Raw genomic sequence first — 13,569 nt, forward strand, 5'->3', positions numbered from 1 at the left:
CGTTAATTAAAGCATAAAAAAAAGCGCCGAGACAGCGCCACTTTAGAAGTTTATAACGGACTAAGCCTTATTTTAACTTGCTATGTTGATTTGAATGTCACCAACAAGTAAATTATACCAAATAATGTAAGCGTTGCAAATAAAATGAATTGGAGATGGAAAATTTGAATAAGGACTACACAATTGGGCTAGATATAGGAACGCACTCTGTTGGTTATGCAGTTTTAACAGACGACTATCAGTTAGTAAGAAAGAAAATGAAAGTAAGAGGTGAGATAGATAAACCGTACATAAAGAAAAATTTTTGGGGTGTCCGTTTATTTGATGGAGGGAAGACTGCAGAAGGTAGAAGAATAAGTCGGACTACCAGACGAAGAATACAAAGACGTAGAAATCGGATTGAATATCTACGCTCATTCTTTTATGAAGAAATGAAGGGAATAGATCCGAATTTCTTTAATCGTTTAGATGAAAGTTTTATAGTGGTAGAAGATAAGTTGCATGGCAAACAACCGATTTTTGCGACGGTCGAAGAAGAGATAAAATATCATGAAGATTTTCCAACAATTTATCATCTTCGTAAAAATTTGGTAGATTCTTCTGAAAAGGCTGATTTACGACTAATTTATTTAGCAATAGCTCATATTGTGAAATATCGCGGTCATTTTTTGATTGAAGGTAAGCTAAATACTCAAAATTCTTCTATTGATGAAACCTTTAAACATTTTTTACAGGCTTATAATCAAGCTTTTACTTATCAAAAAGATGGAAGCCTGATTAATCCTGTGGATGAAACTACTCGTGTTGAAAAAGAATTTACAGCAAAATTTTCTAGAAGTAAAAAAGCTGAAAATGTATTGAAGTTATTTAGTGGAGAAAAAACCAATGGTACTTTCATGTTGTTTTTAAAACTTATCGCCGGAAATTCAGCTAAATTTAAGCGTGTTTTTGATTTAGAAGAAGAGTATACCATTCAATTTTCTAAAGAGGATTATGAAGAGAATTTGGAAGCATTATTGGCCGTAGCAGGAGATGAGTACGCCGATGTATTTATAGCTGCGAAAAATGCTTATGATGCAGTTGAACTAGCTGGTATTTTAACTGTTAATGATCAGGCAACGCGAGCTAAGCTTTCTAGTAGTATGATTGAGCGATATAAAGACCATCAAGCAGATTTGAAGAAACTGAAATCTTTTATAAAAAAGTATGTTCCAGAAAAATATAAAGAAGTTTTTGATGATCCTTCAAAAAATGGTTATGCGGGTTATGTAGCAACGAAAAATGTACGAAATAAAGTAGCTACACAAGAAGAATTTTATAAGTACCTTAAAGGCATATTAGGAAAGTTAGAAAACGCAGATTACTTTATAAATAAAATGGAGCAAGAAAACTTTTTAAGAAAGCAACGGACTTTTGATAATGGTGTCATTCCCCATCAAATCCATTTAGATGAATTAAAAGTGATTATCCACAACCAAGAAAAGTATTATCCTTTTCTTTCTAACTATAAAGATAAAATTGAGAAACTAGTAACGTTTAGAATTCCTTATTTTGTAGGACCATTAAGTAAAGAAAATAAAAAGTTTGCCTGGTTAACTCGAAAATCTGAGGAAGCAATTCGTCCTTGGAATTTGACAGAAGTAGTGGATATTGATCAGTCAGCTATGGAATTTATCGAACGTATGACAAATTTTGATAGTTATCTACCAACTGAAAAAGTCTTGCCAAAGCATAGCATGCTTTATGAAAAATACTCAGTTTATAATGAGTTAACTAAAATAAAGTATGTAAATGATCAAGGCATAGAAGTGAATTTTTCCAGTGCTGAGAAAGTACGAATCTTTAACGAACTTTTCAAAAAGAACCGAAAAGTAAGTAAAAGGGATTTGGAAGTATTTTTAAGAAATGAATACAACATTGAAACCGCAGAAATTATTGGTGTAGAAAAAGAATTTAATGCTAAATTCAATACGTATCATGATTTTATTAAAATAGGTATCGATGCCGATTTTTTAGACAAGCAACAAAATGAAGACGTATTGGAAGATTTAGTTAAAATTCTGACTGTTTTTGAAGATCGTCAAATGATTCATAAGCAGTTGATAGAATATCGTGGAATATTTTCAGATAAGGTGTTAAAAAAATTAGAACGTCGTCATTATACTGGGTGGGGACGGTTGTCTAAACAATTGATTAACGGAATCACAGATTCACAGAGCGGTAAAACGATTTTAGACTATTTAATCGATGATGATGATAGTCCTAAAAATCGTAATCGTAACTTTATGCAATTAATTAATGATGATCGTTTATCGTTTAAAGAAATAATTCAAAAAGAGCTGGAAAAAGAAGACAATGAAGATTTAGTTGATATAGTACAAAATATACCCGGTAGTCCAGCAATAAAAAAAGGAATCTTGCAGAGTTTGCAAATTGTTGACGAATTAGTAGAAATTATGGGATATAAGCCTAAAAATATCGTTGTAGAGATGGCAAGAGAAAATCAAACAACTAGTACTGGAAGAAAAAACTCAAGCGCTCGTTTAAAACGTTTGGAAGATGCCATGAAAGATTTTGGTAGTAAGATTCTGGATCAGTATCCTACTAATAATCTTTCGTTACGTAATGATAGACTGTACCTTTATTACCTACAAAATGGCAAAGATATATATACTGGTGAAGCATTGGATATTGAAAATTTATCAAAGTATGATATTGACCATATTATTCCGCGAAGTTTTATTACAGACAATTCGATTGATAATCGTGTATTAACAAGCTCTGAAAAGAATCGAGGTAAAAAAGACGATGTACCTAGCGAGGACGTAGTTAGAAAAATGCGTACTGTTTGGGATTCATTTTTGAAATCTGGTTTGATGACGCAACGCAAATACGATAATTTGACCCGTGGGAAGCTAACTGATGAAGATAAAGCTGGCTTTATACATCGCCAACTTGTCGAAACACGTCAAATAACCAAACATGTCGCTAGAATCTTAAATCAACGATTTAACGTAGATGAAAATGATCGTGTAGATATTGTGACGCTTAAATCTGCTTTGACTAGTCAATTTAGAAAAGGAATTCAATTCTATAAAGTTCGGGAAATCAATGATTATCACCATGCCCATGACGCATACTTAAATGGTGTTGTAGCTATTACTTTATTAAAAGTTTATCCAAAACTAAAGCCGGAATTTGTATATGGCGATTATCGTAAATTTAATTCATTTAAAGAAAATAAAGCTACAGCGCGAAAACAAATGATGACAAATCTGATGAAATTCTTTACGTCAGGAGAAACGATAGTCAATCAAGAAACAGGAGAAATACTATGGTCTCCAAATTCTATTAAAGTAGTGAAGAAAGTCTTAAGTTCCCGTCAAATGAATTTTACTAAAAAACTAGAAAATAGGGCATCCAACGAAGATGGTAAATTACTATTTAAACAATCTATCAGTGGCAGAGGTGGAAATGGTAAGAATTGTATTAAGTCTAAATTTAAAAGAAGCGATGGTAGTTTTATTCCACTAGAAATTAGCAAATATGGCGGTTTTATTGAAGAAAAAGAGGCTTTTATTGGTATTGAAAAGGGTAAATTAAAATCAATAAAGAGGACTGAGCAAATTCATTATAAAGGTCAATTGAAAATTTTACGAAATCAAGTTTTCTTACAGCCGGAAGGATTCTATCGATATACATCGAGCTTGAATGAATCAGCAAAATGGAATCAATTATTTTTAGAACCAAAATTAGTGAAATATATTTACTTCTTAAAACGGTTTGGGGATGCAGCTGAAGAAAATCAGAATTTTATTCTTCAAAATCGCGAGTACTTCACTGAATTAAAAAATATAATTTTTGCCTTTATTGAAAAAAATCAACTTGCAGATATTCAGAAAATTAAAATACCGGAGAATAGAACTTTAGAACAAGAATTTGAAGTGATTGTTTCACTATTAAATATTACGAGCAGTGGGACAACAGCCGTAGGAACGTACACAGATGAAAATGATAAAAAGATGACAGTAGTTGGACGAACTCGCTATACTAGCAAAAAAGATAAATTGACAATAAATGAATCAATTCTAATCGACTATTCAATTACAGGATTACATGAAACAAGAAGAAAGCTAGGTGATTAGATGGGGTGGCGGACAGTCATTGTTAACACACATTCCAAATTATCCTATAAAAATAATCATCTGGTGTACAAAACTGTTAATCAGAGTGAATTAATCCACTTATCCGAAATTGATGTATTGTTGTTGGAAACAACAGACATTTCTATCACTACAATGTTGATAAAAAGACTAGCTGATGAAAATGTTGATATTATTTTTTGTGATGATAAGCGGTTACCTGTAGGAAAATTGGCACCATTTTACGCGAGACATGATAGCAGTTTACAATTACAAAGACAATTGCAATGGGATGCTGATTTACAAGGTGATGTTTGGACCGAGATAATCAGTCAAAAAATTAGAAATCAGATGATTCATTTAGAGTTGTGTGGATTTTTAGAAAAAGTTGAATCACTACGGAATTTATTAGAGGGATTAGAACGATTTGATCCCTCTAATAGAGAAGGACATGCGGCTAGAATTTACTTTAATACGCTTTTTGGTAATACATTTACTAGGGAACAGGAAACAGCAATTAACGCGGGCTTGGATTATGGCTACACATTATTAATGAGTATGTTTGCCAGAGAGATTGTTAAGGCTGGTTGTTTTACACAATTAGGATTAAAGCATTCAAATCAATTTAACGATTTTAACCTAGCAAGTGATTTGATGGAACCTTTTCGCCCATTAGTAGATCAAATTGTATATGAAAATCGAAGTGAAGAATTTCCGGTAATCAAACGAATGTTGTTTGATTTATTCATTGAGAACTATGAATACAATAAACAAAAAATGTTTTTAAGTAACATCATCAATGACTATACAAAAAAGGTTATAAAAGTTCTAAATAATGAAAAGAAAGGAGTTCCTGAATTTAGGATATGAGTTATCGTTATATGAGAATGTTAGTTATGTTTGACCTTCCAACTGATACAAGTGATGATCGAAAAGCGTATCGTAAATTTCGCAAGTTTCTACTTAGCGAAGGATTCATCATGCATCAATTTTCTGTTTATAGTAAAATTTTATTAAATGGGTCAGCTAAGACTGCTATGGTGGCGAGATTAAAACAAAATAACCCTCGTAAAGGGTTAGTGAATATTTTGACCGTAACAGAGAAACAGTTTTCACGAATGGTTTATCTTTGTGGGGATAGAGACGAGTGTATTGGAAATACAGATACGCGGTTAGTCTTTTTAGGTGATGCTTATGATGAAGTTTAATTTTAATTTAATCGAAAAAGCAATTGAGATAGAAAATGCTACTTTTTTTTGTATCGAGGATGTAAAAGCTTTTGCTCATTTTGTTAAACTACTTTACAGTTATGATGAAACTAGCGAGCTTAAACTATTTGATAACAATCAAAAGAATTTAAAAATGACTGAAATAATGTTGATTACTGACGTACTTGGTTATGATATTAATTCGGCAGCCACACTAAAATTAATTTATGCAGACTTGGAGCTGCAATTGGGTGAAAAGCCAGAAGTGAAATCAATGATTGATAAATTGACAGCTACAATCAGTGAATTGATTGGTTATGAATTGTTAGAGCATGAACTAGATTTAGAAGAAGATGAAATTACAGTTAACGAACTTTTTAAGGCGTTAGGTGTAAAAATTGAAACAAGAAGTGATACAATTTTTGAAAAGATGATAGAGATTATTCAAGTATACAAGTATCTTTCCAAGAAGAAATTATTAATCTTTTTGAATACATGTTCATATTTAACACATGATGAAGTTGATGAATTACAAGAGTATATTTCATTGAATAATGTGGACGTTTTTTTCGTTGAACCAAGAAAAATAGAAGATGTTAGACAATTTATTTTGGATGAAGATTTTTTCTTAACAGAAAAAGATGTGTAGTAATTCTTTGTTCTTTGAAAATTAAATATATAAAATTTCAACAAAACGGAGATATTCTTTATTGAAGTCTTGCTATGGACTAGTAGCGCGATTACGAAACCCCAAAAATCTACGAGGTTTTAGAGCTATGTTGTTTTGAATGTCTCCAAAACTATCTACATGTTTCATCAGTTTTACCGACTGTTTTAGAGCTATGTTGTTTTGAATGTCTCCAAAACATCACTTTGCAACTTTTTTCCTTCACCTGAGTTTTAGAGCTATGTTGTTTTGAATGTCTCCAAAACAATAGAATTACCTTGAACATCTTGTCCCTCGTTTTAGAGCTATGTTGTTTTGAATGTCTCCAAAACGTTCTTTAGTTGCTTTAGCTTCCTCAACAAGTTTTAGAGCTATGTTGTTTTGAATGTCTCCAAAACTAACCTGTTTGATTTCATCTACTGTTACTGTTTTAGAGCTATGTTGTTTTGAATGTCTCCAAAACCTGTAGCGCCAGTATTAGGATCATGAATATGTTTTAGAGCTATGTTGTTTTGAATGTCTCCAAAACCTTTAATCGTCATATTCAGTCACCTCAAAAGTTTTAGAGCTATGTTGTTTTGAATGTCTCCAAAACTCCTCCACATTTCCACCAAACGAATTAACTGTTTTAGAGCTATGTTGTTTTGAATGTCTCCAAAACTGGCTAAAAAAGTTGAAGAAACAATTGAAGTTTTAGAGCTATGTTGTTTTGAATGTCTCCAAAACTTTTTGGTAGTTTTAACTACAAAAATGAGTGTTTTAGAGCTATGTTGTTTTGAATGTCTCCAAAACATGGAAAACCTCTTTTCAAGGATTGGGATGGTTTTAGAGCTATGTTGTTTTGAATGTCTCCAAAACTTTAACGAAGAAATCACAAGTTATTCATTGGTTTTAGAGCTATGTTGTTTTGAATGTCTCCAAAACTACCCTGGTCAATCAGTCAGATATTTAGGCGTTTTAGAGCTATGTTGTTTTGAATGTCTCCAAAACAGGTACTACAGCAGAAACCGTCCTTTCTTAGTTTTAGAGCTATGTTGTTTTGAATGTCTCCAAAACAATCCTTCGGTAAAACCTGACTATTGCCATGTTTTAGAGCTATGTTGTTTTGAATGTCTCCAAAACAAATTAATTTTTATTGATGCTTTAACTATCGTTTTAGAGCTATGTTGCAAGAACAGGCTTCTAGTGTGTTTTAGAGCTATGTTGTTTTCAGTTAGTTGTATTTTCTATTTCCCGATGTAATCTCTTTCATTAACTGATAAAATTGAGATAAGAGAAAGTAGAAAGAGGTTTACTATGACACAATTTAAAATTGCATTTTTTGATATTGATGGAACACTAGCTGACAATGAATTGCCCCATGAGATGGGAATTTTGCAAAGAATTCCAGCATCAGCTAAAGAAGCATTACGGCAACTAAAGCAAAATGGGATTGAGCCTGTCATTGCGTCAGGTCGAAATCATTTGATGCTGCGGGAATTTGCAGCAGAGTTGGGGGTAGAAAGTTTAGTTGCTTCTAATGGTACACAGGTTTTGTATAAAGGAGCAGAGCTAGCGCTTCATCCAATTGATCAGCAGACATTGAAAGCGACGATGGCGGAATTTGATCGGCAGAAAATTCGTTACATTATTGAAACACCGGAACGTTTTTTAGCAACAAGTATGGAAGTTGCGACAGAAGATGCTGCTGCAAAATATATTGAATATGTTAAAGATATTCAAGAATTACCGCAAGATGTTATTCAGTTAATTGTCCGCATGGAAGATCGTAACTATCTCCAAGTGGAAAATAATTTACTGATAGCTGAAAAAGTGGCACCAGTCGTAATGGATGTTCACTTAGCTCAAGTTTCAAAGGCAACGGGTGTACATGAAATATTGGAAAAATTAAACATTCAACCAGAAGAAGCCTTGGCTTTTGGTGATGAGGAAAATGATTTGGCGATGTTTGATGCTGTCGGTTATCCGGTCGCGATGGGAAATGCCTGCCAAGCGCTAAAAGCAAAAGCGAAGTTTGTAACCAAAAGAGTCGGAGATGACGGGATTTGGCATGCATGTGAGATGCTAGGGCTAGTTAAATAAAGAAAACACCTGCTTGAAGTTTATGTTTTTTGTAGCTACCTCAAAAGTTAGACTAAGATCTAATCTTTAGCGGTCGCTACATTTAAGCATAAATATCAGCAGGTGTTTTATATTTTATTCAAACTCTTCGTATTCGTTAGGATCTTGGTCGTTAATCCGACCGTCGGGCTTATTTAAAGCTGTAATTGCCGCGATCTCATTTGGCATTAAAGCAAAATCAAAAATATCAAGATTTAATCGTTGATGAATTAATGAACTTGCTTTGGGAATTGGGATGATCCCTCGTTCATAATGCCAACGTAAGATGATTTGACCGGCATTTTTATTGTATTTTTTCGCTAAATCTTGAATTAAGGGTTCTTTTAAAGAAGCGCTAGCCCGACCTAGCGGACTCCAAGCTTCCGTAATAATACCGCGTTTTTTATTTTCTGCGAGCATTTTTTCTTGTGTCCAATAAGGATGAAGCTCGATTTGATTAACTGCAGGTATCACTTGTGTATCTGCAATAATTTTGTCCAAATGCTCTGGCTCAAAATTGGAAACCCCGATGGAACGAACTAAGCCCATTTTTTGTGCGGTAACGAGTGCTTGCCAGGCTTCATGATAAAGCCCTCTTTTTGGTAAAGGCCAGTGAATTAGAAAAAGGTCAAAATAATCCAATCCCATCCGACGTAAGGACTCTTGAATTGACAATAAAGCATCTTCGTAATGATGATATTTTCCCGGCAACTTTGAAGTGACAAAAAATTCTCCTCTTGGTATACCAGAGCGTCTAATAGCTTCACCAACAATGCCCTCATTATCATAGTTTGTGGAAGTATCAAGCGCACGATAGCCATCACGAATGGCACTTAGAATTTGTTGCATGCCATGATCGCCACGAATTTTATACGTCCCAAAACCAAGAGCAGGAATATAATTTCCATCGTTTAAAACAAGATTTGGTACTGTCATGATTTTTCCTCCTTAAAATGTGCTTTTTTTTAACTTACCACTAAATTGATTTTGAGTGAAATGATAGGTCGTGGCTGATTAATCTTTTATAGTCAAAGTGATCATCACTTTCCTTGTCATCTTTTTTAATAATCGTTACAATTAGATTAGAAAAAAATGAGTGGAATGAAAGAGAGGGTGCGAAAATGAAGAAGATATTTCTCTTGTTGGGAACGTTACTTGTGTTAGCAAGTGGTGCTTGCGGCTACTTTTTGTATCAAAATAAGCAGCTGTACCATGATTCACTCGCAGCTGCAGAGGCAGCGATTGAAAAAAAGGATTATCGTAATGCAGCGATTAACGTGGAACGGGCTCTTTTTCTTAAAAAAAATGATGAGGAGGCCCTGGCTTATAAAGCGCAGTTAGAACCTGCGCTGGCACTTAAAGGGCAAGATCTAGACGTTGATTTTGTGACCTCACAGAGTAAAAAGATTTTGCGCATCCCCAAAGGCTCCGCTGAATTAAAAGCACAGGCTAGAGCGATGCAAGAAAAAGTTGCAGAACTTCAGGAGGAGAAAAAGGCCTTTCATAATAATCTGACAGAATTACAAGCAGCCTTGAGACAAAACGATTTGGTAAAAGCTGAAAGTGAATTGACAATTTTAAATAAAGCTTGTGATCAAGCAGCGCATTTGGTTACTATTTGCCAAGAACGCAATACCTTGGCTTTGGAATTTGAAACGGCAGTAGCTACAAAAGAAGAGTCATTGCAAAAAGAGTTGTTGGCGGCCAAAGAACTCTTGCTGGCTGGAGACTATCTTGCAGCTAAAGAGATTGTTGTGCCGATAGCGGAAATGAAGACCGTCAAAGGATTGACGAATGTTCAATTACAAGCAAAGAAATTGCAGGGAATTATTCTTCAACAAGACAAAATTGAAAAGGCGATGTGAGTATCTGTGATACTAGTCTATTTTATTTAAAATACTAGCCATCATGCAAAAATACAGTAACGACTGTTCTATGATTGTCGTTGCTGTATTTTTTTGTGATATTGAGTTGAAAAAAATCAGCGCCTGATTCATTTTTTATTTGTAAAAGCGACGTAATGGAAAATTTAATTAGGGAAATCTCCTAGTGGTTTTCTTCACAATTCACGGTATAATGTCAGTGAGAATCATTCTCAATAGTCTGTGGAGATGGAATAATTTGAAAGAACTTGATTTGACGCGCAGTCTTTTTGATGTGGTAACAGAGTATCCTGAAGTGAAAGCAATTATGGCAAAGCTTGGTTTTGCTGCGATTGAAAAACCGGGGATGCTACAAACTGCCGGTCGTTATATGACAATTGAAAAAGGTGCCCGCTTGAAAAAAATACCATTGTCGCAAATTATTGCTGCTTTTGAAGCGGCAGGATTTACCGTGACAGGAGGAAAATAAATGGAACGTACACGCGCACAACGCCAAGAGCGAATTGTAGAAATTTTAGCTTTACTACATGAGGGTGGCTCCTTTGCAGAAGCCAAAGATTTGTTTAATCAAGAATTTGATGGAGTCGATGTAACGGAAATTATCGCGGCCGAAAAAGCATTGATTAAATCTGGTTTGAATCCAGCTGAAATACAACGATTATGCAATATTCATGCTGCTGTCTTTAAAGGGGCAATCAATGAGATTCATCGTTCTAATTTGGAGCATGAACAACCAGGACATCCCATTCACACGTTAAAATTGGAAAATCAGGTGTTGCAGTCTTTGCTGACAGATGAAGTGGATGAGCTATTAAAGAAAATGAAAAAAGGTGATTGGTCAAACAAGGAGCGTTTATTGGCTGCTTTAGAAGATTTGGGTCAAATCGAAAAGCATTATGCTCGCAAAGAAACGTTGATTTTTAGCTATATGGAAAAATATGGCATCACTGCACCACCACAAGTTATGTGGGGGGTGGACGACCAAGTACGGGCAATGTTAAAAGATTTGATCCAGTACGCTGGCAGTGAAAAAGCGGCATTTAATCCTTTATCTGAAAAATGGCAAGCACTAAAAGAAGAAATCGAAGAAATGATTTTTAAAGAAGAAGAAATCATGGCGCCGATGACATTAGATGTTTTTAGTTTGAAGGACTGGGAAGAAATCGCCAAAGACAGCTTTGAGATTGGGTTTGCCTTTATTCCTGAGCCACTGGCTTTTAAAGCAAGTCAAAAGGCTTTGGCAGATGAACAAGATCAAAAACCAGCCCGCTTAGCTGCGATTGCGCAGGCCAAAGAGACAACAGCAGAAATTGCTGCAGGATTAGCACACGATGCTATCACCCAAGAAACTCCAAGCAAACACTACGATTGGCAAGACCAAAGCTCAGCTGAAAATGTAGTTTTCCCCACCGGAAGTTTAAAACTAGAGCAGTTACTTGCAATCTTTGAAGTGCTACCAGTAGATTTAACTTTTGTAGACAAAGACGATCGGGTACGTTTTTATTCGGAAGGTCAAAAACGCGTCTTTCCACGAACCCGTTCAGTGATTGGTCGGGAAGTGGTAAATTGTCATCCTCCCAAAAGTATGCATGTTGTCGAACAGATTTTAAATGATTTTAAAAGTGGCACACGACAAACTGCCGATTTTTGGATTGATTTAAAAGAGCGAAAAATATACATTCGCTATTTTGCGTTACAAGATGAAGAAGGTAAATATATGGGATGTTTAGAAGTCACGCAAGATATTACTGAAATTCAAGCTATCAACGGGCAAAATCGTCTACTAGATCAAAAATAATACTAAAAAACCTAGCGTAACTTNNAAGTTACGCTAGGTTTTTTGTTGTTAAGAGATGAAAAAATTTTCAGGCCAATATTTTTGCCAATGTTAGCGCAGTTTTATTTATACAAGAACTTTGAAGATAATAAGCTAAAAGAGTAAAAAGACAACAAGTTTTTAACATGAGCATTTTTTTAAGTAAGCTTAGCTAAATTTCTACGGTTCTTATTTAGCTAAGATAAACCGCAATTTCTTAACAAAATTGATTGTAAGCAAGTTTTGGCTAAATAGGTTGGCTACGCTCAAAGCGTTGGTACAATTTGGCGGCTAGTAGTGCAAATAAGCCTGGTCCTAAAATTAACGTGAGCACATTGTTATATTCACCGGCTTTCAGAGGTTCATAGACTTGAAAAAAAATTGCGACTGCTACACAGAGGCAAACACTGATAGAAAGCAGATGATTGACTCTTTTATCAGAAATTAAAAGTTCTTCTTGTCCGACGATATTTTTTCTAATGAAAAAAGGAAAGCTTGCGGCCACCACAAAATAGGGTAATGCGCGGGAAACATTGGTCATATAGGTAAGTTGATTGAATAGATTTCCGATAATTTGATTGTTAAAAGATAATGCGGCAATACAAATACTAATCACACCTGCTTGTAGCCAGAGGGCATTATCTGGCATTTGTTTGTGGTTGAGTTTAATAAAAGACTTCGGCCATATTTCTTTTGGCGTGCCGGTAATTAAGCTTTTTAAAGGTCCGTAAGTAATGGAAGAAAGCAGCCCTAAGTAAGCTGTTAATAAGGTAAAAGCTGTATAGCGAATATAAAATTGATACAAAAGATTCGTCTGCCAGTAATTAAAACCGAAAGCTTGTGCCAATGATTTTGCTAAGCTACCAGTTAAGCCATACATCAGATTTCCCAAGTGCATTTGATTGGTTTGACGTAAAGCTGTGATATCGTTTGTTCCACTCCATAAAATGATGCCTAAGATGTATAATAAAGCGATAATTCCTGCACTGAAAATAACCGCTTGAGGAAATTTTTTGCGGCTTTCTTTGGTTTTATCTGCTAAACTAGCGACAGTATCTAAACCACCAAATGCTGTGATTGCAAAGATGAAAAAGGGTAATTGGCTAAAAAAGTGGTCATACGTTCCGGCAAAAAAGCTGGGTGCCTGCCAACTTTTAACTAAGTTTGGAATAAAATTGGCAGGTTGTAATACTAATAAAGTCAGGTTACTAAAAAGCGAAAGTAGTAAAAGTGCAACCATGGCCAAGCTACTGATTTTTAAAAAAGATAAAATAGTTTTAAACCCGCGACTTAATAAATAGGTTAAACATAAAACAGCAAGAATAGCTAAAAGTGCTAACCAGACTTGGGCGGGCAAGTTGAACCAATTCATTTGGCCAGTCATATCACTGCCAAACAGCAAAATAGATAAAGGAATCATCAATTTCATAAAGAGACTGACCATCCAAGTGAAATAACTGCAATACCATAAAAAAGCAGTAATAAAGGCAACTTTAGGGGAGAAGGAATCTTTTAACCAATCATAAATAGTGCCTTTTTGATGGGCGTATTTTTTGCTGTATTGCGCTACAATAAGAGCATAGGGGATAAAATAGCAAAGTGCGCTAATAATAAACCATGCCAATGATTTGGTCCCCAGCATAAAAAAGGCAGTCGCCATACTTGAAAATGAATAAACGGTAGTAATAATAAGCAACATTAATGTTGTGATGGACATGTTTTTTTGCATCAAGTGATTGCCTCCTCGTAAGAT

General features: G+C 34.8%; 10 protein-coding genes and 1 CRISPR repeat array. Of the genes, 8 read left to right on the plus strand and 2 right to left on the minus strand.

Annotated elements, in window-relative coordinates; translation table 11 throughout:
• Window positions 1-164 precede the first annotated feature (164 nt).
• From cas9 to JZO76_RS01225, 5 genes are all read left to right on the plus strand, one after another.
• Window positions 165-4,145, plus strand: a complete 3,981-nt coding sequence (gene cas9, locus JZO76_RS01205) for a type II CRISPR RNA-guided endonuclease Cas9 (RefSeq protein ID WP_206902414.1) — start codon at window positions 165-167, stop codon at window positions 4,143-4,145.
• On the plus strand, window positions 4,146-5,012 hold the full coding sequence (gene cas1, locus JZO76_RS01210; protein WP_206902343.1) for a type II CRISPR-associated endonuclease Cas1: 867 nt from the start codon (window positions 4,146-4,148) through the stop codon (window positions 5,010-5,012).
• Window positions 5,009-5,350 (plus strand): CRISPR-associated endonuclease Cas2, encoded by a 342-nt coding sequence (gene cas2 / locus JZO76_RS01215; protein WP_206902344.1) that lies wholly within the window; start codon window positions 5,009-5,011, stop codon window positions 5,348-5,350. The genes cas1 and cas2 overlap by 4 nt, the downstream gene beginning before the upstream one ends.
• Window positions 5,340-5,999 carry a type II-A CRISPR-associated protein Csn2 gene (gene csn2, locus JZO76_RS01220; RefSeq protein ID WP_206902415.1) on the plus strand — a complete coding sequence of 220 codons (660 nt, stop codon included), beginning with the start codon at window positions 5,340-5,342 and terminating at the stop codon, window positions 5,997-5,999. The genes cas2 and csn2 overlap by 11 nt, the downstream gene beginning before the upstream one ends.
• 116 nt (window positions 6,000-6,115) lie before the next feature.
• Window positions 6,116-7,139: direct repeats of the CRISPR family, unit length 36 nt; unit sequence GTTTTAGAGCTATGTTGTTTTGAATGTCTCCAAAAC.
• A gap of 174 nt (window positions 7,140-7,313) precedes the next feature.
• Window positions 7,314-8,099, plus strand: coding sequence for a Cof-type HAD-IIB family hydrolase (locus JZO76_RS01225; RefSeq protein ID WP_206902345.1), 786 nt, complete (start codon window positions 7,314-7,316; stop codon window positions 8,097-8,099).
• A gap of 114 nt (window positions 8,100-8,213) precedes the next feature.
• Here JZO76_RS01225 and JZO76_RS01230 read toward each other — a convergent pair whose 3' ends face one another.
• Window positions 8,214-9,053, minus strand: a complete 840-nt coding sequence (locus JZO76_RS01230; protein ID WP_206902346.1) for an aldo/keto reductase — start codon at window positions 9,051-9,053, stop codon at window positions 8,214-8,216.
• A gap of 185 nt (window positions 9,054-9,238) precedes the next feature.
• Here JZO76_RS01230 and JZO76_RS01235 point away from each other — a divergent pair, with 185 nt between their 5' ends.
• The 3 genes from JZO76_RS01235 (at window position 9,239) to JZO76_RS01245 (ending at window position 11,798) form a co-directional block, all read left to right on the plus strand.
• The gene (locus tag JZO76_RS01235) at window positions 9,239-9,982 is read left to right on the plus strand and encodes an oxidoreductase (RefSeq protein WP_242595716.1); all 744 of its coding nucleotides are present in this window, start codon (window positions 9,239-9,241) and stop codon (window positions 9,980-9,982) included.
• Between the two features lie 256 nt (window positions 9,983-10,238).
• Window positions 10,239-10,469, plus strand: a complete 231-nt coding sequence (locus JZO76_RS01240; RefSeq protein WP_206902347.1) for a DUF1858 domain-containing protein — start codon at window positions 10,239-10,241, stop codon at window positions 10,467-10,469.
• The gene (locus JZO76_RS01245) at window positions 10,470-11,798 is read left to right on the plus strand and encodes a DUF438 domain-containing protein (protein ID WP_206902348.1); all 1,329 of its coding nucleotides are present in this window, start codon (window positions 10,470-10,472) and stop codon (window positions 11,796-11,798) included. It abuts the gene before it with no gap.
• A gap of 265 nt (window positions 11,799-12,063) precedes the next feature.
• On the opposite strand, the gene JZO76_RS01250 is transcribed toward JZO76_RS01245, so the two are convergent.
• A complete protein-coding gene (locus JZO76_RS01250) occupies window positions 12,064-13,545 on the minus strand; it encodes an amino acid permease (protein ID WP_206902349.1) in 1,482 nt (493 codons plus the stop codon).
• Window positions 13,546-13,569: the final 24 nt, after the last annotated feature.

Source organism: Candidatus Enterococcus myersii, from assembly GCF_017316025.1.
Taxonomy (GTDB): domain Bacteria; phylum Bacillota; class Bacilli; order Lactobacillales; family Enterococcaceae; genus Enterococcus_C; species Enterococcus_C montenegrensis.

Excerpts from the sequence above, each read along its gene's own strand:
- cas1 (WP_206902343.1), top strand. The coding sequence starts at position 4,146 with ATGGGGTGGCGGACAGTCATTGTTAACACACATTCCAAATTATCCTAT.
- cas2 (WP_206902344.1), top strand. The coding sequence starts at position 5,009 with ATGAGTTATCGTTATATGAGAATGTTAGTTATGTTTGACCTTCCAACT.
- csn2 (WP_206902415.1), top strand. The coding sequence starts at position 5,340 with ATGAAGTTTAATTTTAATTTAATCGAAAAAGCAATTGAGATAGAAAAT.
- JZO76_RS01225 (WP_206902345.1), top strand. The coding sequence starts at position 7,314 with ATGACACAATTTAAAATTGCATTTTTTGATATTGATGGAACACTAGCT.
- JZO76_RS01230 (WP_206902346.1), bottom strand. The coding sequence starts at position 9,053 with ATGACAGTACCAAATCTTGTTTTAAACGATGGAAATTATATTCCTGCT.
- JZO76_RS01235 (WP_242595716.1), top strand. The coding sequence starts at position 9,239 with ATGAAGAAGATATTTCTCTTGTTGGGAACGTTACTTGTGTTAGCAAGT.
- JZO76_RS01245 (WP_206902348.1), top strand. The coding sequence starts at position 10,470 with ATGGAACGTACACGCGCACAACGCCAAGAGCGAATTGTAGAAATTTTA.
- JZO76_RS01250 (WP_206902349.1), bottom strand. The coding sequence starts at position 13,545 with ATGCAAAAAAACATGTCCATCACAACATTAATGTTGCTTATTATTACT.